Here is a 20091-nt window from a genome sequence, read left to right as displayed (position 1 = left end):
TATAAATCAATTGCCATCTTTGTGTTTGGGCGAGCGGCTTGCTATTGGGGAAGGGATTGCTGAAAAGCGCCTTCGGGAAAAGCCGAACGGGCGTGTTTATATCGAGGTCAGGGAAGAAGCGTGTTGTGAAACAAAATCCGGATTCTTTGACACAAGCCGATTATCAGGCGCTTGCGGAACTTCGTTATCGTTTGCGCCGGTTCATGAGTTTCAGTGCAACGGCTGCGGAAGCCGAAGGGCTTCCAGCGCAACAGCATCAGGCGCTGCTTGCGATCAAGGCCCATGCGGCTGACGCGCCGATGACGGTCGGCAACCTTGCTGAGTGGCTTGTCATTGCTCCGCACACGGCAACGGAGTTGGTCGGCAGGCTGGCGGATGCCGATCTGGTGATGCGGATGGTCGATCCTTCGGACCGCCGCCGCCACATACTGGCTTTGACCGACAAAGCTGAGCATGTTCTTGAGCGGCTCAGCGCCGCGCACCTTGCCGAGATACGCGAGCTTGCCCCCAATCTGATCGAGGTGCTGACCAAGCTGGAACGCGCAGCGAACAAGCCGAAGTAACGGCTTAGAGCGCGTATCGATCTTATTCAACCAGATCGATACGCGCATCTTGTTCCGAAAATCGTTTCACACTTTTCGGGATGTGCTCTAAATCCTGTCCATCAGTGCATACCACGACAAGGCAAGGAACAGCAGCGGCGAGCGGAAGGTGCGACCGCCGGGAAAGGCGGGAATGCGCAGTTCCTCGAACAGTTTCAGCCTGTCGCGATTGCCCGCAACGGTTTCCGCGTAAAGCTTGCCCATATAGTTGGCCAGCATGACGCCATGGCCGGAATAACCGCCTGCCGAAATCACACCGGGCATCACTTCGCGGACAAAAGGCTGGCGCGGCATGGTGATGCCGACCGAACCGCCCCAGGCATGAGTAATCTCGACATTGGCAAGCGCGGGATAGATTTCCGCGATCTGGCGACGGATATGCGTGCTGATCTCACGCGGATTATCGGCAGTATAGGCTTCGCGCCCGCCGAACAGCAGCCTGCCGTCCTTTGAACGACGGAAATAACGCACAACGAAGCGGGAATCGTCGATGGATTCACCACCCGGAATAACGGGGCTGTCGTCGCCGAGCGGCACCGTTGCGCCGATGAAGGAGCGGATCGGCATGACATGCGATGCGCTGACCGGCTCAAGCAATCCGCCATAGGCATTGACGGCGATGAAGGCGTTTTTCGCAACAATGGTTCCGCGATTGGTTTCGACCTCGACCCGTCCGCTTGCGGTGCTGATTTTGGTGGCTCTGGTGTCTTCAAACAGCTTTGCGCCTGCCGCTTGCGCGGCTTTTGCAGTTCCGACAAGCAGTTTCAGCGGATGGATATGGCCGGTGCCTGCGTCATAGACGCCGCCAAAATAGCGCTCTGAACCGAGCAGGCTCGCCGTCTCGGTGCGGTCGAGCAGACGCAGATGCTGATAGTTGAAGCGGCTCGCCATCAGTTCGACATGGCGTTCATATGACTTCAGATAGCGCGGCTTGTGCACGACCGAAATCTGGCCGGGCACATATTCCATGTCGATCCCGTGTTCATCGGCAAAGGCAAGGAGATAGGCCTTGGCTTCTTCTGCAACGTCGAACAGGGCCTTGGCGCGCTCAAAGCCATATTCCGCTTCAAGGTCTTCGGCCCATGTGCGCTGGCCGGTGCCGAACTGGCCGCCATTGCGCCCCGACGCCCCGTCGCCGAACCGCGCTCCGTCGATGAGCGTGACATCCACGCCTTGTCTCGCCAGATGATAGGCAGCCGAAAGCCCGGTATATCCGCCACCAATGACAACGACATCGGCCTGTCGCGAGCCATCCATCTCGGGATATTGCGGTCGGTCGGGAATGGTCGCCTCGTACCAGGAATAGCCGGGTGAGATTGGGGACTGGTAGGGCATTGGCGGCTCCGGGTGGTTAGGGCAGTAAGGCAGTAGGGCAATAAGGCATTATGTTATTGATCGGAGAGTTTCCGGATCAGAAGCCTGAGAAGTTTGCCAATGCTTTCGCTTTTCACCAACATTGAATTAATTGTTTCATTCTGCATGAAGCCAAGCCTTTCGGCGATGAGGAGATGCGTTTCCATTTCCTTGAGGGAGCCTTGGGCAATGCGCAGGAATTGCTGGTAGGAGCCGCGATTTTCTCGCCCAAACCCTTCAGCGATATTAGCAGGAACGGAAACGGCTGCGCGGCGAACCTGGCTTGTTAAACCGTAGATTTCTTCCTTGGGCCAGCAATCGGTCACCTTGTAAATTGAGGTGACCATCTCCATTGCTTGCTGCCAGACAAGGAGATCGCGATACGAATTGACTGCCATGATCCCCCGGTTAGCTTTTCCCTACTGCCCTACTGCCCTACTGCCCTACTGCCCTACTGCCCTACTGCCCTGACTAAACATTGAGCAACAAAAACTCGCGTTCCCACGGGCTGATGACTTCCATGAAGGTTTCGAACTCGGCGCGCTTGATGGCGGCATAGGTCGTGACGAAGGAACTGCCGAACAGATTGCGCAGCTCCGTGTCCTCCTCAAACAGCTCCACCGCGTCGATCAGGCCGCGAGGCAGCTCGATTTCCTTGGTGTTGACGCTGGTGGTCGCAGGCTGTTCAGCTTCAATCTTGTTCACAAGGCCGATCAGGCCGCAGGCAAGCGAAGCCGCCAGCGCGAGATAGGGGTTGGCGTCGGAGGAGGGGATGCGGTTTTCCACGCGGCGCCCGTTGGGGTCCGAGCGCGGGACGCGGAAGGCAGTGGTGCGGTTGTCGTAACCCCATTTGACGTTGACGGGTGCGGAAGCATCCGGCGTCAGGCGGCGATAGGAGTTCACATAGGGCGCGAACATGACGAGCGCATTCGGCACATGACGCTGCATGCCGCCGATAAAATGGCGGAAAGCCTCGCTTTCACTGCCATCCTCATTGGTGAAGATGTTGCGTCCGGTCTTCTTGTCCACGATGGACTGGTGGATATGCATTGCCGAACCGGGCTGGCCCTGAATGGGCTTGGCCATGAAGGTGGCATACATGTCGTGCTTGAGTGCCGCCTCGCGGATCGTGCGCTTGAACATGAATACCTGATCGGCCAGTTCCACCGGGTCGCCATGGCGCAGATTGATCTCAAGCTGGCCAGCGCCTTCTTCGTGGATCAGCGTGTCGATCTCCAGCCCCTGGCCTTCGGAGAAATGATAGATATCGTCGATCAGTTCGTCGAATTCGTTGACGCCAGCAATCGAATAGCCCTGGCCGCCGCCAATGGCGCGGCCCGACCGACCGACAGGCGGTGTCAGCGGATAGTCGGGATCAGGGTTTTTGCGAACCAGATAGAATTCGATTTCAGGGGCAACGACCGGTTTCAGGCCGCGCTTGCTGTAGGCGGCGACGACGTTGCGCAGAACATTGCGCGGTGTGAACTCGACGGCACGCCCGTCCTGATAGACGAGATCGCAGATAACCTGCGCCGTCGGGTCGGTTTCCCAAGGAACAGCCGACAGCGTGGAAAGATCAGGCAGCAGTCTCAGGTCGCCGTCGTCTTCGGGATAATGGAAGCCGTAACCGTCTTCCGGATAATCGCCCGAAATCGTCGTCATGAAGACGGCAGAAGGCAATGCCAGCGAGGTATTGGAGGTGAATTTCTTCGACGGCATCATCTTGCCGCGGGCAACCCCGGCCTGATCGGGGGTGATGCATTCGATGTCTTCGATATCACGCCAGGCAAGCCATTCGGTCGCCTGCTTCCAGTTCTTCACACCGCGAAGAGATTTGACATAGGCAGGCGTACGGCGACGCGGGGCGCGCGTAACCTTCTTTTCCGTCGTATCAGCAGACATCAATCACCAGAAAATGATTTCGATAGTGGCATGATAGCTGCGACCGGCCTCAATGACAAATGGGTCCGGCAAGCTTTTGTGTGCGCCATCGCAGAAAGCGCACACAAAAGAAATTTGATGCATCAGAGGCCGAAATGGCCCTTGAGTGCAGGCACGTTCGCTACCAGCTGGTCAACCAGTTTAGGGTCGTGATCGCGCACATAGTTGATTACCTGTCCGCCTGCTTCGGTGATCTGGTCGCTGGAGAGGCCGCTGGAACGAAGCGTGGCGGCGGCTTTTAGAAGCGCGCTCATCTTTTCGCCCGCCACATTGTCCATCAGGCCCGACAGCGCACCCATGATGCCGCCAGTGCTCGACGCAAGCACGTCGTGAGCAGCGGCGAGCTGCTGCGCGTCCGGCAGGAGCGCGAAAATCTTGTTGCCGATTTCAGGCGCGCTGTGCTGCAGCACGGAAAACACCGAACCGGCCAGCTTTTCTGCAAGCTGCGGATTGATGTTGATCTTGGTTGCGATACTGTCGATGAGAGACTGAACAGACATGAAAATTCCGTATTCCTTGCCCCCACAAGGGGCGGTTCAAACCGCAGTTGACGGGTAAGCCGCTATGGCTTCCACGACCAACCATCTACAAGCGACCCGAAGGCTGGTGCGCCGGATCGGGATGCAGGGACCATCAATGGTGCGCCGACGTCAATGCATAAGATGCGGCTTTGTTGGGGTTCGGTGAATTTTCAGTCAAGATTCAGTTTGCGGAATATTGAAGTGGCTTTTCAGCGCCGGGACGAAAGCAAAGAGCTTTCGCGCAAGTTCTCGATCCCTTTGCCTTATATGGCGGATGACCGTCAGGAATGCCTGATTGGTCTGATCCATGCTCATGCCTGTCGATTTCAACGCCGCCAGACCACAGACTAGTGCGCCTATTCTTTCGCCCGCGAAGTTTCCTGCGACATTGGAAACTGTTCCGAGGATGCCATCCGCATGGTGATTTTCGGGATTGAGCACGTCATTGGCGCGTGCCAGTGCAGGCGCACCGGGAATCAGGTTGAATATTTGTGGCGCGACAATCGGAGCTTCATGCTGGATGATGGAGAGCAATATTCCAACCGTCTGCTCGGCGGTTCCAGGATTTATATTGGCGTTTGAGGCAATATTGTCTATCAGGGATTGGATTGACATTTCTCACCCATGAAAATTGATAAAATAATATTTGTCTGAATAATTTTATGAGAAATAATACTGCTATTTAGAATAGTGGAATTTTGTATTCTCTTATACGGTAAGAAAATACAGGGTGCTTCTGGCCGTGTGTTGCAAGAAGGCGTATAGGCTGCATTTGCCCATCTTCGTCGGACCCAATTGAAATGATCGTTCGCCCGCGTCCTCCTTTGTGGCAGCTCTTCTTCATTCTCAAGGGCTCCATCATCCTGCGTATCCTGCCGCAGATTTTTGCGGTTTTCCTTCTGTCGGTGCTGGTTGTGTGGGCGCATCGCGCTTTTCCCGGCTGGGTGCCGGCCGTCAACAACGGGACGGCCCTGGCACTACTCGGTATTGCGCTTTCGATCTTTCTCGGTTTCCGCAACAACGCCTGTTATGACCGCTGGTGGGAGGCTCGCAAAATCTGGGGCAAGCTCGTCTATACGACGCGCGGTCTGGGGCGTCAGACGCTGTTGCTGGAGAATGTGCCGGGACTGGAAGGCGGACGGGAAAAGCTGCTTCGTTATGCGATCGCGTTTTCGCAGGCCATGGTCAGCCATCTTCGGCCAGAGGAAACCGGTGGCTCACACAAATACGACAAATGGTTGTCTTCGGAAGAGCGGAAAGCGTTGGCGGAAAGCCGCAGCAAGCCCGATTTCATCTTGCGCAGGCTTGGTGCTGCTCTGGCGGATATGCGTGTGAAAGACGCTCTGCATCCGGTCGATTTCCAGACGCTGGACAGTTCAGTGTCCGCATTGGCAGAGGTTCAGGCGGCCTGCGAGCGGTTGCGGTTCACGCCTGTTCCCTTCGGCTATACGCTGCTTCTGCATCGCACGGCCTATCTGTTCTGTTTCTTCATACCGTTCGGCTTTGCCGATATGCTCGGTTGGGGAACGCCATTTGCGACGACACTGGTGGCCTATACTTTCTTTGGGCTGGATGCGCTGGGCGATGAGCTGGAGGAGCCGTTCGGAACACTGCCGAACGATCTGCCCATCGGTGCCATCGCCGACACAATCGAAATCAATCTGCGGGAAGCGCTGGGTGAGGGAAATCTGCCCGCCCTTCCTCAGCCCGTCGATTATCTTCTGATGTAAAAAAAGCCCCGACTGGCAGGGCCAGCCGGGGAGGTCAGTTGAGGAAATCCGACCATAAAGCGATTGGCAGATCAACCCCGTTTCATCGAATTTTACGGGCAACTGCCAGTTTGGACATTGTGTCGCTGCCAAAAGCGCAGTGTGCGAGCATGGCGGCGAGCGCAAGAGTGAGGACTGTCATCATTTGTCGTGGGTGACGATGACTGGGATCAGTAGATCACCCCAGTTGCCGTCGCCGTTCCCGTGCTGCCGAAGGCACGCGAAATGAAGGAACATGGCGGCGACGGCGATGGTCGGGAGCATCATCATTTGTCGTGGGTGACGATGACTGGGATCAATAGATCGCCCCAGTTGCCGTCGCCGCCATGATGCCGGGCCGAGCGGACCAGTTCCACGGAAACGCCTGCCTCGACCGCCTTCATGACGGTGTAGTTGAGGCGATGCAGATCGTTGGCGAGCATACGGATAACGGTCTGCTGATCCGTGGTCATGCTTGAAGATTGTTCTTCTGCTCTTTCCTTGACGCGTGCTGGCGAATTCATGGAACTGTTCCTCCTGTTTGTCGCCGGGATTCCGTTTATTTACGCATTTCCGAACGCAAAACCGGTTCCCACTTTTACTGGTAATGCTTTATTCAGCAGCCGGTCTGAACTGTGCTGTTTCAGTCGATTCCTTCATGGCGGTGGTCGAAGACTGGCCGCCGGTGATTGCGAGTGACACGGCATCGAAATAACCGGTGCCGACTTCACGCTGATGCTTGGTCGCGGTGTAGCCGTTGGCTTCGGCTGCAAATTCCGCCTGTTGCAATTCGGAATAGGCTGCCATCTGCCGGTCCTTGTAACCGCGTGCCAGTTCGAACATGCCGAAGTTGAGCTGGTGGAAACCGGCCAGCGTGATGAACTGGAACTTGTAGCCCATCGCGCCCAGCTCACGCTGGAACTTGGCAATCGTGGCGTCGTCGAGGTTCTTCTTCCAGTTGAACGACGGCGAGCAGTTATAGGCGAGCTTCTTGCCCGGATGCGCCTTGTGCACGGCTTCCGCAAAGCGGCGAGCCTGTTCGAGATCGGGCTTGGATGTTTCCATCCAGATCAGATCGCAATAGGGCGCATAGGCAATCGCACGGGCGATACACGGCTCGATGCCGTTCTTCACCTGATAGAAGCCTTCAGCCGTGCGGCCCGCATCGTAGTCGACGAAAGGCTTGTCGCGTTCATCGATATCCGAGGTCAGAAGCTTGGCGGCTTCCGCATCCGTGCGGGCGATGACCAGTGTTGCCGTTCCCATCACGTCTGCTGCGAGGCGCGCCGCATTGAGGTTGCGGATATGCGCTGCCGTCGGGATCAGAACCTTGCCGCCAAGATGGCCGCACTTCTTTTCCGAAGCGAGCTGATCTTCATAATGCACGCCAGCCGCACCTGCCTCGATGAAGGCCTTCATGATCTCGAAAGCGTTTAGCGGACCGCCGAAGCCTGCTTCCGCATCGGCAACGATTGGGGCAAACCAGGTGTCGACCGAAAGTCCCTTGCCTTCGGCGGTTTCGATCTGGTCGGCACGCTGCAACGTCTTGTTGATGCGCTTTGCCAGCTCCGGGGCGGCATTCGCCGGATAGAGTGACTGGTCCGGATACATGGCCGAAGCCGTATTCGCATCCGCTGCAACCTGCCAGCCGGAGAGGTAGATCGCCTTCAGGCCGGCGCGAACCATCTGCATGGCCTGATTGCCGGAAAGCGCGCCGAGCGCATTGACGAAATCTTCCTCATGGATCAGCTTCCAGAGGCGGTTCGCGCCCATTTCAGCGAGCGAATACTTGATCTCCACCGAGCCGCGCAGCCTTTTTACATCTTCGGCCGTATGCGCACGCTGGATGCCGTCGAAGCGACCCTTTGGTGCCGAAGGAATAAGGCTGTAAAAATCTGTCATTTCGGTGTCTCCTCGTGTTGTAGTCGGTATTTGTAGAGCATTTGATGGTCGCTCTTTCTGTGACCAGATTTACAATCGCGATTATTGAAGTGCCAGAGAAACCGGAGAAATGGGCACATAATTGAGGTAATGCTGTCGGAGTTTTGACTGGGTGGCGATGTAAATTTGTAAATCTTGTCAAAATCGAATTTTGCGTCTATTTTGTCATGAATTGTAAAATTGCCGTTTCGGGTCGGGAGAACTAGGTGAGCGAACGCAAGATATTTGCCGGGCCACGCATCAGGCGTATCCGCAACGAGCGGGGCTTGACCCAGACGGCGATGGCCGAGGCGCTCGGCATTTCGCCCTCTTATCTGAACCTGATCGAGCGCAATCAGCGCCCGCTGACGGTACAGCTTTTGCTGAAGCTTGCCAGCGTTTACAAACTCGACCTCGACAGTCTTCAGGCCGAAAGCGGCTCCACGATCACGGGCCTCAAGGAAGTCTTCTCCGATCCACTTCTGACCGGCGAATTGCCCGGCGATCAGGAACTGGTCGAGATCGGCGAGGCTGCGCCCAATGCTGCCGTCGGCATCATGAAACTTTACCGTGCCTATCGCGAGCAGCAGCAGCGCCTCTCCGATCTGTCGCAATTGCTGTCGCATGAGGGAAGCGGGGCGGAGCTTTCGGCGACACGCCTGCCGCTGGATGAAGTGCGCGACGTGATGGCGCGGCGGGCCAACCATTATCCGCGCATCGAGGAAGAGGCCGAGAGTTTCTACACCCTGCTGAAACCGGATGGCGATTTGTCGAGCGCGTTGAAGGATTGGCTGCGGCGCGAGCATGGAATCACGGTTCGCGCGCTGCCGGTTGCCACCATGCCGAACTGGCGCAGGCGTTATGACCGGCATTCGCAACGGCTTTTCATCTCGGAGCGTCTGTCGCCCTTCGATCAGCTGCAGGAAATTGCCATGGAGGCGGCGCTGATCCGAATGCAGGTGGTGATCGGCGCAGAGACGGAGGGTCTGAAACTGTCATCAGGCGAGGCGAAGCGCATCGCGCGGTTCGAACTGGCGCGCTATGCGGCGCAGGCTTTGATGATGCCTTATCGCCAGTTTCGCGATGCAGCCGTGCGAGCCCGTTACGATGTCGATGTGCTGCGCACACGCTTCGGGGTCTCGTTCCAGCAGGCAGCAAACCGGCTGACCACCTTGCAGCGGCAGGGGGCAAGTGCGCTGCCCTTCTTCGTCATGGAAATCGACCATGCGGGCAACCGCCTGCGCGTCGCTGGCGCCGAAGGTTTTCCAACCCGCTTCGGCGGTCAATGCCCCAAGCTGCCGGTCTATGCGGCTTTCGCCCAGGCGGGCCAGGTGCTGGTGGAACCTGTGGAACTGCCAGACGGTTCGGCTTTCCTGACAATTGCCCGCACGCTGGAAGGGCCGCAGGGCGCATTCAGCGAGCGCCCGCGCAGGACAGCGCTGTTGCTTGGTTGTGCGCTGGAAGCGGGGAGCGACACGGTCTATGGCGCGTCACTTTCAAAGGCTGGCAATACAGAGATCGGTCCGGCCTGTCGTCTGTGCGAAAGGCAAGGCTGTATCACCCGCGCCGAGCCACCGCTGACGCGCCCGCTCGGGCTGGACGAGATGGTGGCGGGGTTGTCGGCTTTCGACTTCCAGTAGGGGCGCGATATTTCGGCTTTGCTGGTCTGCAAATGGCGTGGCTTTTCGCTTCCGGTGCTCGCGTACCCAAAAGTACGCTCCGCTCCGGTTCTCAAGCCCCACCATTTTCGACTCAGTACAGCCCAAATCTCGTTGCCCCACGGATGGGGGCGGGTGGGTCCTGCGATGCAATTTTTATGTTCGTCCTGTCACGACCCTGTTGACGAATGCTGTGCAATCTAAAAAAGTGCAATAAAGAAACAGTATATCCACCTTGAACCTGCACCGGAATTTATCGTGCAGATTGGAGCAAATGATGGGGATCAAATCCTTCCTTCTGGCAACGACCGTCGTGACGGGCTTTGTAGCGGCTGCCACATTTTCCGCGAATGCGCAGGAGCGGGTGGTCAATATCTATAACTGGTCGGATTATATCGACGACTCCATTCTCAAGGATTTCACCAAGGAAACCGGGATCAAGGTCGTCTACGACGTTTACGACTCCAACGAAATTCTGGAAACCAAGCTTCTGGCCGGCGGCAGCGGCTATGATCTGGTCGTGCCATCGGGTGAGTTCCTTGGCCGTCAGATTCCGGCAGGCGTGTTCCTGAAACTCGACAAGGATAAGCTGCCGAACCTCAAGAACATGTGGGACGAAATTTCGAAGCGCGCGGCAACCTACGATCCGGGCAACGAATATTCCGTCAACTATATGTGGGGCACGACCGGCATCGGCTACAACAAGGCCAAGATCAAGGAAGCGCTCGGCACCGACACGATCGACTCGTGGGCTGTGCTGTTCGACCCGGAACAGTCGGCCAAGCTGAAGGATTGCGGCATCTATCTGCTCGATTCAGCCAGTGAAATGCTGCGTCCGGCCCTTAATTATCTGGGTCTGGACCCGAATTCCCCATCGCCGGACGATTTGCAGAAGGCGCAGGACCTTTATCTCAAGATCCGCCCGAATATCCGCAAGTTCCACTCGTCGGAATACATCAATGCACTGGCCAATGGCGATATCTGCATGGCGATCGGCTATTCAGGTGACATCTTCCAGGCACGTGATCGCGCCGAAAAGGCAAAGCAGGGTGTCGAGATCGGCTATTCGATCCCCAAGGAAGGCGCGCTGATCTGGTTCGACCAGATGGCGATCCCGGCAGACGCAAAGCATGTGCCGGAAGCGCTTGAATTTATGAACTACATGATGCGTCCGGAGGTGGCTGCCAAGGCTTCGAACTACGTGTTCTATGCCAATGGCAACAAGGCCTCGCAGGAGTTCATCGACAAGGAAATTCTTGACGATCCGGAAATCTATCCGACCGAAGACGTCATGAAGAAACTGTTCGTGCCGACGCCTTATGACACCAAGACCCAGCGCGTGGTCACCCGCGCCTGGACCAAGATCGTCACCGGCCAGTAAGAGCCAAAAAACTATGGGACCGGTATGTCCCGCCCGACATCGTGAAGAGCGGCCCACTGTGCAGACGGAGGGCCGCTCTGCGTCTTGTAACAAGTGGGTTTTGCCCGCGGGATCAGGTTCCGGTTAAAGCATTTCCAGCAAAAGTGCGGAGCGTCTACGCGGGGAAATCAATTCGCTGGACTGATTTCTAATCCCGCTTCGATGCGTCGGATAATGCGTAAGGCAAAGAAATAGAGCGGTTCCATGGTTCCGTTTAACTGGAACGGCTCTGGTTTATAGGGGAACGGAATGGAATCTTTTGGCAGCTTTCGCCGCAAATTTGCGCCCTGGAACGATCCGGCGGCCAAGCCCTTCATTTCTTTTGAGAGTGTGACGAAAATATTCGGCGATTTTACTGCCGTCGATGACCTTTCGCTCAATGTTTTCAACCGCGAGTTTTTCGCGCTGCTGGGTGCTTCCGGCTGTGGCAAGACCACGCTGATGCGCATGCTGGCAGGTTTCGAGGAGCCGACATCGGGTCGCATCACGCTCGACGGTCAGGATATGCGCGGCATCCCGCCCTATAAGCGCCCCGTCAACATGATGTTCCAGTCCTATGCGCTGTTTCCGCATATGACGGTCGAGAATAATATCGCTTTCGGCCTCAAGCAGGACGGCATGGCGAAATCGGAAATCGATGCGCGCGTGGCCGAAATGCTCAAGCTCGTGAAGCTGGAGCAATATGGCAAGCGCAAGCCACATCAGTTGTCCGGCGGTCAGCGCCAGCGCGTGGCGCTTGCCCGCTCCGTTGCCAAACGCCCCAAGGTGCTGCTGCTGGATGAGCCGCTGGGCGCGCTCGACAAGAAGCTGCGCGAGGAGACCCAGTTCGAACTGATGGATTTGCAGGTCAAGCTTGGCATGACCTTCATGGTCGTCACCCACGATCAGGAAGAAGCCATGACCATGTCCGACCGCATTGCGGTGATGGACAAGGGTCGCATCAAGCAGGTGGCGACGCCGGCGGAAGTCTATGAGGCGCCGCGCTCCAAATTCGTGGCTGACTTCATCGGCAATGTGAACATCATCGAAGGCGAAGTGGTGAAAGCCGCCAATGGCGAGGCCGAGATCGCTACCGAAAAATTCGGTTTCCACATTCAGACCGAGACCCGCGAAGAACTCAATCCGGGCCAGAAGGTCTGGTATGCGGTCCGTCCTGAAAAGACGCGGATCACACGCGAAAAGCCGGACGATGCATCGGTCAATGCGGTGGAAGGCGAGCTTTGGGATATTGCCTATTTCGGCGATATGACGGTGTTCCACGTTCGGCTCGACAATGGGCGCACGATCAAGGCTGCAAGCCTCAATGCCGTGCGCAGAACCGAAAATCCGCTGACCTATGACGAACGTGTCTGGGTTTCCTTCGATACCGATGCCGGTCTGGTGCTGACTGCCTGAGGAGGCCACCATGCAGAAGCTTATCGCTTCCATTGCCAGCCGTCTCGTCATCGCAGTGCCTTATATCTGGCTGCTGGTATTCTTTCTTGTCCCGTTTTTCATCGTCTTCAAGATTTCCCTGTCGGAAGTTGCGATGGCGATCCCGGCCTATACACCGACCTTCGATCTGGCGCAGGGGTTTGCTGCGACCTGGGAGAGAATAAAGCAGCTCTCATTCGACAATTATCTGTGGCTGCTGGACGATCCCCTTTATTACAAGGCCTATCTGTCGAGCGTCCGCATTGCGGCTATCTCCACCTTCCTGACCTTGCTGGTGGCCTATCCGATGGCCTATGGCATGGCGCGTGCGCCAACGACGATCAGGCCGACGCTGCTGATGCTGGTGATATTGCCGTTCTGGACGTCGTTTCTGATCCGCGTCTATGCGTGGATCGGCATCCTGAAGCCGGAAGGCCTGCTCAATCAGTTTCTGATGTGGCTTAACATCATCGATACGCCGCTCAATATCCTCAACACGGATACGGCTATCTTTATCGGTATCGTTTATTCCTATCTGCCATTCATGGTGCTGCCGATCTATTCCTCGCTGGAAAAGATGGATTATTCACTCATCGAAGCGGCACAGGATCTCGGCTGCACACCGTTCGCCGCTTTCTGGAAGATCACCTTCCCATTGTCGCTGGCGGGTGTGCTTGCGGGCTGCTTCCTCGTGTTCATTCCGGCCGTGGGTGAGTTCGTTATTCCCGACCTTCTCGGGGGATCGCAGACATTGATGATTGGCAAGACGATTTGGAGCGAATTCTTCTCCAATCGCGACTGGCCGGTCTCGTCGGCGGTGGCCGTGGTGCTCCTGATCCTGCTGATTGTTCCGATTGTGATCTTCCAGCAGGTGCAGGCGCGGGCACAGGAAAAGGGGAAATAGGATGCAAAACAACTGGTCCCGCTTTAATATCGCATCGGTGGCTCTGGGCTTTGCCTTCCTCTATCTGCCCATCGTTCTGCTGGTCATCTATTCGTTCAATGAATCCCGGCTCGTTACCGTCTGGGCGGGGTTCTCGACCAAGTGGTATGTCGAGCTGTTTCGCAATCAGGCTCTGATGGATGCGGCTTGGGTGACAATCCGCGTCGGGCTTCTGTCTGCAACGATTGCGACGGTTCTGGGCACGCTCGCAGCACTTGCGTTGACACGTTATACGCGCTTTCGCGGACGTATCCTGTTTTCAGGCATGGTCTATGCGCCGCTGGTCATGCCGGATGTCATTACCGGCCTGTCGCTGTTGCTGCTCTTCGTGGCGATGAATTTCGACCGCGGCTTCTGGACGGTAACGCTCGCGCACATCACCTTTTCGATGTGTTTCGTCGCAGTCGTCGTGCAATCGCGTCTGGTGAGCTTTGATCGCTCGCTGGAAGAAGCGGCGATGGATCTGGGTGCGCCGCCGGTCACAACCTTCATGAAGGTAACGCTGCCGGTGATCCTGCCTGCGGTGGTTTCAGGCTGGATGCTCGCATTCACCCTATCGCTCGACGATCTTGTGATCGCAAGCTTTACCTCCGGTCCGGGGGCAACGACGTTGCCGATGAAGATCTACAGTCAGGTGCGCCTTGGCGTGACGCCGGAAATCAACGCGGTCTGTACGATCCTCATTGCACTGGTGACCATCGGCGTCATTATTGCTTCGGTCGTCAACAAGCGCCGTGAAGTGCAGCGCCGCCGCGACGAGCAGGCGGCATTCCGTATGGGATAGTGAAAAACAGAAAAACGGGGCTTACTGCCCCGTTCCCATTGAAGACGGCGAAATAAATGGCCGATCCCACGAGCCACCGACGAAGAAATTGAGCGGAGGCTTGGCGGGTGGATTTTCGGCAGGCTGCTGGTTGTCCTGACCGTCCGTGCTGCCTTCCTGTGGCTGCTGCGGCTGGCTGTTCGGGAACACGACTTCGCCGCTCAGCGCCAGACTGCGATCCACGAAAGGCACGATTCCTGCCAGTGTCAGCGTGCTGTCGGATGTGTCGAGGCGCGCATTTTCCAGCGTCGCCACTCCGTCGGACAGATTGGCTTTCACATCCAGACGATTGAAGGCGAGCGCAACATTTTCCTTCCGCTCAAGAGCGAAGAAGCGCCGGCTCTGCGCTTTGGTGAGAAAATCCTGCACGGCAAAGCCCTGCATCTGGCCATTGTTGAGCTGAATGGAAACATTGCCCTGCGCGTTGGTCAGAAGGCCGGACCAGCGATTGGCCGGACCTTTCATGAAAAGCGAGACATTACCTTTGCCGCTCACGAACGGCTTGTCGAAGCCAAGTGCGGTGAAGAACTGCGAACTGTCGATATCCGAGGCGTTGAAACGCAATTCGCCGCTGGCGCTCTTCAAGTCGCGCACAATCTGAACATTGGCTTGCATGATGCCGTTGAAGGCTTTGGCATCGCCGATGTCGAAGATGGCGCGGCCACCGCGTATCTGTACCGCAGCCGCTACGCCCGTCATGGTCACGGGGCCTGCCGTTGCGTTTTGCGCGGAAAGGCGAAGATCAACTTCCGCACGATCGATAAAGCTCGTATCCACGACATCGCGGTCGGGATTGTTGCGCTCGTTCGGCGAACGCGCTCCGCTGTCAGGCAGCGGAATGAAAGCTGAAAACAGGCGGCGAAGGTCGAGCTTGTCGAAAGCCAGCGTGCCGGTCACAGCCGGTTGCTCCTGCTCCAGACCGATCTCGATCACACCTTTGGCCGGGCTGTCGCTGGCGGTCATTTCCACATCTGCGAATTTCAGCCGCTTCGGCGTCGCGGTAATAGTCGAATCCAGTGAGAAAGCGCCAATTTCGGCGCTGCCTGCAATCGGCGGAAGGCTGAGCCAGCGCACTGCGCCACTGAGCGACGGGGTCTTGGCGGTCAGATCGCCTTCGAAAAAGCGATCCTTGGAAATATTCGCCTTACCCTGAAAGGTAAGGCTTAGCGGATTGGCAGTCAGGCTCGCGGTCACATCCGATGTGCCGCCAGCCAGAAGCGGCAGGGCTTGTGCTGCAGTCAGGCTGAACTGGGAGGTTTCGTCACGCCATTTGGCGCTGCCCTTCAGCGTTGCGGCGCTCGATGTGCGCGGCCATTCCAGCGTTGCACTGACATTGGTTATCTGTTCGTCATTGGTGATTTCCGGCTCGCTGCCCGGACGGTTGAAAGCAATCGTCCCATCGCGGACCACGACGCGACCGAAGGGTTGCGAAGCCTGCTGTGCCGCCTGCGCATTGTCGCCGGAGCCGCTTTTTTGCAGGGCGCGTTGCGCGCGGATCGCAGTGCCGAGCCGTCCGTTGGAATTGGCGATGGCATCGAGGAGTTGCGAGAAATTCGAAACCGGGCCGTCGAGATTGACATGCGGGCGGACGATCTGCGTTTCGGAAAAGGAGATATGTCCCATGATGGCATCGAGCGGCGAGAGCTCCACGTCGATACGGTCTGCGCTCATGAGCGGTTTCTGTCCCTGATCCGTAAGTTTGCTGAGCGTCACACCATTCAGGGACGCGCGCAGAACAGGAAACACTTTCAGACGAGGGGCTTGCCTGAGTTCGACGCTATAGCCGGTCCAGGCGCTGATTTCCTGTGCAACGCGAATACGGATGGCATCGGTTGAGACGATGAAAGGCACCACGGCCAGCAAGGTTGCTGCAGCCGCGGCGCAGAGAATGACGAGCGCAATTATGAGGCGCATAAATCGGGGCCAGCGCATCAACCATCCAATCAGTGAGCTTGACTAAGCTGTAAACCAGCAATCGGTTAAAGCAAAGATGCTAGTTTTATGACCATCCGCCTGCCGTGGCAGAGGATGGAATCAAATCACCAGCACTGCTTCTATCCTATGGTTAATCAATTGCAGCACGGAATTTAACCCTGATTTTACAGTCGCTACCAATAGGTAAATTGCGAATGAAGAATTTAAGGCATTGTTAACCGGCTTCACGCGATAAGGAATGCAACACTGAGTGATGATCGAGCTGCCGTTTCCGGTGCTCCGTTGCGAATTGCTTTTGTGTCCTTTGTCTCTGAGATTCTGATAGCGCCGGTTCGTCCGGCGCTTTTTTTGAGCTTGAACAAGGACATGAAAAAACCTCCCGCAAGGGGAGGTTCTTTAGCCTTTGAAGATACCGATCAGTCGGCCAGAACGCGCGTCGGCGGAAAGGCAATTTCAACCACAGTTCCATGCCCCGGAGTGGAATCGATAGCAAATTGCGCACGATTGGCTTCCACCATGGCTTTTGTCAGGGGCAGGCCCAGTCCGGTTCCTTCGCTGCGCCAGTCTTTCGCGGTCTCGGCCTTGCGGCGTTCCAGTGCATTGACCTGCCGGAATGGCTTCAGCGCCTGCTCGACCTCGGATTTGGTCATGCCGATGCCGGTGTCGCGCACCCGCATCACGACGTCGCCGTTCATTTCATAGCTCGTCGATACGATCACCTGACCGCCCGGCGCGGTGAAGCGCACGGCGTTGGACAGAAGGTTCAGGGCCACCTGCTTGATCGAACGCGTGTCAGCCACGATGTCGGGCAGGTTGGACTGGAAGCTCGAACGGATGATGACGCGTTCGCGATTGGCCTGCGGCTGCATCAGCGCGATGGCCTCGGCAATGGCATCGTTGAGCGAAACCGCTTCAAACTGCATGTCGAGAGCGCCAGCTTCGATCTTTGAAATGTCGAGCAGATCATTGACCAATGCCAGCACGTGATTGCCGGAACGATTGATGTCGCGCAGGTAATCCCGGTAGCGATCATTGCCGATAGGGCCGAACTTTTCGTCGGCCATCAACTCCGAAAAGCCGATAATCGCATTGAGCGGCGTACGGATTTCGTGGCTGATGCGTGCCAGAAACTCGGTCTTCTGGCTCGAAGCGCGTTCAGCTTCCTTGCGCGCGTTGGTCAGTTCTTCCTCGGTGCGCTTCCACTGCGTAATGTCGCGCAGGACAGCACAGTACCCACCCGCATGGGGCAGTTTGCCGATGGTCATGAACAGCGGAATGAACCCGCCCTTGGCTTCGCGACCAATCACTTCGCGCCCGTCATTGAGGACACTCAGAACGCCGTTGCCGGAGAGGCCATGCAGATAGTCCATCGCGGCGCGCTGGCTTTCGATGGCAAACAGCATCGAGAAGAACTTGCCTTCCGTCTCGTCGCGTTCATAGCCGAACAAAGCCGAGGCCGAATGGTTCATGGAACGGATGCGGCCCTCCGGGTCGATGAGAACAACACCGTCCGTTGCCGTGTCGAGAATGGTCTTCAGTTCTTCGACATGATCTGCAAGCGCCTGCTTCTCGTCATCCGTATTGATAGCGACATTGCTAGCGACCGGCGTTTCAGCCGGGGCGGCAACAGTTTCAACGGCTGCCGGGGCAGCAGCTACCGGCATCAGGCTCAACATAAGTGCGCGGCCATCGCGCCAGGAAATGGCATTGAGATGCGCATCGACAGATTCTTCGCTGCCATTGGCACGGCGCAGCACCATGCCCTGTCGCGTTTCACCATCATCGCTTTCGCTGTTGAACAGCACGTCCACGCCACCCGCATCGCGAATATCGTCGAGCGATTCATAGCCGGTGAGATCGAGCAAAGCCTGATTGACGTAATGAATCTTGTCGCCCGAATGAATAATCACCGGCACAGGAAGATTGGCCAGAAGAGCGGTTTCATCGCCGTAGGTCGCTGCGGAGGCCGCAAGTGGGACTTCTTCCGTTGCAACGTCATCGATGAACGGTGCTTTCGCATCAGTCTGTTCGACCGGCTGAGAGCTGTCGGCAACGGTTTCTTCCGATATGGGAGCCGTTTCGGTTTCGGCGCGCGAATTGGCAAGACCCTGCTTGCGCAGACGGTCAGCGATTTCGCGAAATGCATTGCGTTCAGTCTTGGTCAGCCCGCCTTCGGGGCGCTCTTCGCGCTCCTGTTCCTTCAGCATGCGTGCCTGATCAGCAGCCACTTTTTCCTGCGCGCAGGCATTCAGCAGGCTGATGACCTTGTCGGATTCGCGGCGCCCCGGTGTCGGCGCGATATCCAGCGGTGGCTTGGGCAACGTTGCAACAGGACTATCGTCATTGGCGACTTCTTCGCTCAGCGCCAGAACGTCGTCGTCTTCGACAGATGTTGCCGTTTCAACCGGCTCGTTGACAGGCTTGCGCGTCTGCGGAATGCCACCTGCAAGCACCAGCCCGATTTCCTCGGGGTCCTTTTCGGCCTCTGCCGGACGCACCAGACCAAAGCCGCGAAAACCGGTAAACTCCCGGTCGCGGGAATAGACGGGCAGGGCGGCAAGCTCGACCGGCACGCGCAAATCCGTGCCCTCTACCGGCCACATCAACCGTTTTCCCGACCATGTGTCACGCTTGTCCAGCAGGGCCGCAATGCTGCCATCCGGATCGAAGCCGAAGACATTGGCGACATCGGCAAAGCGACGTCCAACGACGTCAGCCGCATTCGGCCCAATCGTTGCGGCAAGGTCCGGGGATACTTCGCTGAAAGTGCCGTCGGGGCCTACCTTCCAGATGAAGCGCGCTGGCGGAGCATCTTGTTCGAACACAAAGCTGCGGGGCTTGGGCTGATCGGCAGAGGCATCTTCAGTATTTGCGCTTGCTGCGGGCTCTGGAAGCATCTCTTCCAGTATCTCTTCGGCTTCACCCTGCATGGCGACAGGTGCTTCCAATGTCGCGAGGGGAGCGTCACCGACAATGAAGAGAAGGTGCATGGGCGGCGTGTCGGTCAGTCGCGCAATCCCTCCGGGTACGGAGTGCTTTCCAGAGCGGATGCGACGTTTGACGATGCGGTCGCTCGCGTCTGCGGCTTCGATGACAAGGTCTTCCAGCGTGGTGGAGGAAATGTCGAGCGCTGCAAAACGTGGGCTTGCGGCAATCACCCGGCTGCTTGCGTCAATCAGTGCAATATGCGTGCTGTCATCGCTCAGGCCGGAAATGATGGCTTCAGCTTCTGCGTCCTTGCCATCGGCAGTCAGCAGCAGCCCGGACACGCCGTCGGGAAGGGTGATCTGCGAAACACTGAAACGGATGAGATCGGAACGCAATCCGCCACCCAGACGAACGGAAACGGTTCGGGTTTCACCCTCCGCATTGCTGTTCGACGAGGCGATCTGCCGGCGTGTGGCTATGGGCAGATCAAGGCCGCCGCCGATCATGTCTTCCACGCGATCGAAGCCGAAAAGCTTCGCGCCGGGGCCGTTGACCCAAAGCACTGCCGAAAGGTCGTGCGTCAGCACGAGCTGCGCATCACCCTTTGCAAAGCCTTCGCGGATAGAATCCAGCGCGGCAATATCGATGAAGGGGTATGATCCTGACATACCTGTCCTTACCTGTTCTTTCGACCGCCCGCAGTGCTCGTTAACACCCTGTTAATAAGCCTCTTATGGGCGCGGGTCCACATTGCCATTGGGTATGGGCTGCATTTTCTGTTTCATTAGTTAATGTGGGAAAGGCAATTTTACAGGCTCGGGCCAATATCCGGGTTGTGCACAGCCGGTCTCCTATAATGGTTACCAGCCCGTGACCTTTCACAGCA

Annotated in this window: 16 protein-coding genes; 7 read left to right on the top strand and 9 right to left on the bottom strand. The window is 57.1% G+C overall.

The window, feature by feature from the left end:
- Positions 1-203 precede the first annotated feature (203 nt).
- On the top strand, positions 204-563 hold the full coding sequence (locus F9K94_RS17000) for a MarR family winged helix-turn-helix transcriptional regulator (protein ID WP_235920654.1): 360 nt from the start codon (positions 204-206) through the stop codon (positions 561-563).
- Positions 564-650: 87 nt separating this feature from the next.
- On the opposite strand, the gene F9K94_RS16995 is transcribed toward F9K94_RS17000, so the two are convergent.
- The 5 genes from F9K94_RS16995 to F9K94_RS16975 all read right to left on the bottom strand — a co-directional run bounded on the left by F9K94_RS16995 (position 651) and on the right by F9K94_RS16975 (position 5032).
- On the bottom strand, positions 651-1937 hold the full coding sequence (locus tag F9K94_RS16995) for an NAD(P)/FAD-dependent oxidoreductase (protein WP_151647123.1): 1287 nt from the start codon (positions 1935-1937) through the stop codon (positions 651-653).
- Positions 1938-1990: 53 nt separating this feature from the next.
- The gene (locus F9K94_RS16990) at positions 1991-2353 is read right to left on the bottom strand and encodes a four helix bundle protein (protein ID WP_109989539.1); all 363 of its coding nucleotides are present in this window, start codon (positions 2351-2353) and stop codon (positions 1991-1993) included.
- 73 nt (positions 2354-2426) lie between these two features.
- Complete coding sequence (locus F9K94_RS16985) at positions 2427-3857, bottom strand: glutamine synthetase family protein (protein ID WP_061346947.1); 1431 nt, start codon at positions 3855-3857, stop codon at positions 2427-2429.
- Positions 3858-3979: 122 nt separating this feature from the next.
- Positions 3980-4396, bottom strand: a complete 417-nt coding sequence (locus F9K94_RS16980; protein ID WP_151647121.1) for a DUF2267 domain-containing protein — start codon at positions 4394-4396, stop codon at positions 3980-3982.
- 195 nt (positions 4397-4591) lie between these two features.
- The gene (locus tag F9K94_RS16975; RefSeq protein ID WP_151647119.1) at positions 4592-5032 is read right to left on the bottom strand and encodes a hypothetical protein; all 441 of its coding nucleotides are present in this window, start codon (positions 5030-5032) and stop codon (positions 4592-4594) included.
- Positions 5033-5217: 185 nt separating this feature from the next.
- Between F9K94_RS16975 and F9K94_RS16970 the strand changes: the two genes are divergently transcribed.
- Positions 5218-6147, top strand: a complete 930-nt coding sequence (locus tag F9K94_RS16970; RefSeq protein ID WP_151647117.1) for a bestrophin family protein — start codon at positions 5218-5220, stop codon at positions 6145-6147.
- A 305-nt stretch (positions 6148-6452) separates the two neighbouring features.
- Here the strand turns inward: F9K94_RS16970 and F9K94_RS16965 are convergent, their stop codons facing one another.
- Positions 6453-6689, bottom strand: coding sequence for an SMc00767 family acetate metabolism repressor (locus F9K94_RS16965; RefSeq protein WP_010659117.1), 237 nt, complete (start codon positions 6687-6689; stop codon positions 6453-6455).
- An 88-nt stretch (positions 6690-6777) separates the two neighbouring features.
- Positions 6778-8067, bottom strand: a complete 1290-nt coding sequence (gene aceA / locus F9K94_RS16960) for an isocitrate lyase (RefSeq protein ID WP_061346951.1) — start codon at positions 8065-8067, stop codon at positions 6778-6780.
- A 245-nt stretch (positions 8068-8312) separates the two neighbouring features.
- On the opposite strand from aceA, the gene F9K94_RS16955 reads away from it, so the two are divergent.
- From F9K94_RS16955 to F9K94_RS16930, 5 genes are all read left to right on the top strand, one after another.
- The gene (locus F9K94_RS16955) at positions 8313-9725 is read left to right on the top strand and encodes a helix-turn-helix domain-containing protein (RefSeq protein WP_151647115.1); all 1413 of its coding nucleotides are present in this window, start codon (positions 8313-8315) and stop codon (positions 9723-9725) included.
- Positions 9726-10020: 295 nt separating this feature from the next.
- The gene (locus F9K94_RS16945; RefSeq protein ID WP_151647113.1) at positions 10021-11124 is read left to right on the top strand and encodes a polyamine ABC transporter substrate-binding protein; all 1104 of its coding nucleotides are present in this window, start codon (positions 10021-10023) and stop codon (positions 11122-11124) included.
- A gap of 288 nt (positions 11125-11412) precedes the next feature.
- On the top strand, positions 11413-12558 hold the full coding sequence (locus F9K94_RS16940; RefSeq protein ID WP_151647111.1) for an ABC transporter ATP-binding protein: 1146 nt from the start codon (positions 11413-11415) through the stop codon (positions 12556-12558).
- Between the two features lie 10 nt (positions 12559-12568).
- The gene (locus F9K94_RS16935; protein ID WP_151647109.1) at positions 12569-13480 is read left to right on the top strand and encodes an ABC transporter permease subunit; all 912 of its coding nucleotides are present in this window, start codon (positions 12569-12571) and stop codon (positions 13478-13480) included.
- Position 13481: 1 nt separating this feature from the next.
- Positions 13482-14303, top strand: a complete 822-nt coding sequence (locus F9K94_RS16930) for an ABC transporter permease (RefSeq protein ID WP_010659111.1) — start codon at positions 13482-13484, stop codon at positions 14301-14303.
- Between the two features lie 21 nt (positions 14304-14324).
- Here F9K94_RS16930 and F9K94_RS16925 read toward each other — a convergent pair whose 3' ends face one another.
- A complete protein-coding gene (locus F9K94_RS16925; protein WP_151647107.1) occupies positions 14325-16274 on the bottom strand; it encodes an AsmA family protein in 1950 nt (649 codons plus the stop codon).
- 419 nt (positions 16275-16693) lie between these two features.
- Positions 16694-19873: a cell-division control histidine kinase PdhS gene (pdhS, locus tag F9K94_RS16920; RefSeq protein WP_151647105.1), complete on the bottom strand. Its 3180-nt coding sequence runs from the start codon at positions 19871-19873 to the stop codon at positions 16694-16696.
- Between the last annotated feature and the right edge of the window lie 218 nt (positions 19874-20091).

The sequence above is a fragment of the Brucella tritici genome (assembly GCF_008932285.1).
GTDB lineage: Bacteria > Pseudomonadota > Alphaproteobacteria > Rhizobiales > Rhizobiaceae > Brucella > Brucella tritici.
The sequence above is the reverse complement of the archived record's forward strand: the minus strand, read 5'-3'. Positions and strand labels throughout refer to the sequence as shown.

Coding starts and splice junctions, on each gene's coding strand:
- F9K94_RS16985 (WP_061346947.1), bottom strand. CDS start 3,857: ATGTCTGCTGATACGACGGAAAAGAAGGTTACGCGCGCCCCGCGTCGC.
- F9K94_RS16945 (WP_151647113.1), top strand. CDS start 10,021: ATGGGGATCAAATCCTTCCTTCTGGCAACGACCGTCGTGACGGGCTTT.
- F9K94_RS16930 (WP_010659111.1), top strand. CDS start 13,482: ATGCAAAACAACTGGTCCCGCTTTAATATCGCATCGGTGGCTCTGGGC.
- F9K94_RS16965 (WP_010659117.1), bottom strand. CDS start 6,689: ATGAATTCGCCAGCACGCGTCAAGGAAAGAGCAGAAGAACAATCTTCA.
- F9K94_RS16925 (WP_151647107.1), bottom strand. CDS start 16,274: ATGCGCTGGCCCCGATTTATGCGCCTCATAATTGCGCTCGTCATTCTC.
- F9K94_RS16995 (WP_151647123.1), bottom strand. CDS start 1,937: ATGCCCTACCAGTCCCCAATCTCACCCGGCTATTCCTGGTACGAGGCG.
- aceA (WP_061346951.1), bottom strand. CDS start 8,067: ATGACAGATTTTTACAGCCTTATTCCTTCGGCACCAAAGGGTCGCTTC.
- F9K94_RS16990 (WP_109989539.1), bottom strand. CDS start 2,353: ATGGCAGTCAATTCGTATCGCGATCTCCTTGTCTGGCAGCAAGCAATG.
- F9K94_RS16970 (WP_151647117.1), top strand. CDS start 5,218: ATGATCGTTCGCCCGCGTCCTCCTTTGTGGCAGCTCTTCTTCATTCTC.
- F9K94_RS16975 (WP_151647119.1), bottom strand. CDS start 5,032: ATGTCAATCCAATCCCTGATAGACAATATTGCCTCAAACGCCAATATA.
- F9K94_RS16980 (WP_151647121.1), bottom strand. CDS start 4,396: ATGTCTGTTCAGTCTCTCATCGACAGTATCGCAACCAAGATCAACATC.
- F9K94_RS17000 (WP_235920654.1), top strand. CDS start 204: ATGAGTTTCAGTGCAACGGCTGCGGAAGCCGAAGGGCTTCCAGCGCAA.
- pdhS (WP_151647105.1), bottom strand. CDS start 19,873: ATGTCAGGATCATACCCCTTCATCGATATTGCCGCGCTGGATTCTATC.
- F9K94_RS16935 (WP_151647109.1), top strand. CDS start 12,569: ATGCAGAAGCTTATCGCTTCCATTGCCAGCCGTCTCGTCATCGCAGTG.
- F9K94_RS16940 (WP_151647111.1), top strand. CDS start 11,413: ATGGAATCTTTTGGCAGCTTTCGCCGCAAATTTGCGCCCTGGAACGAT.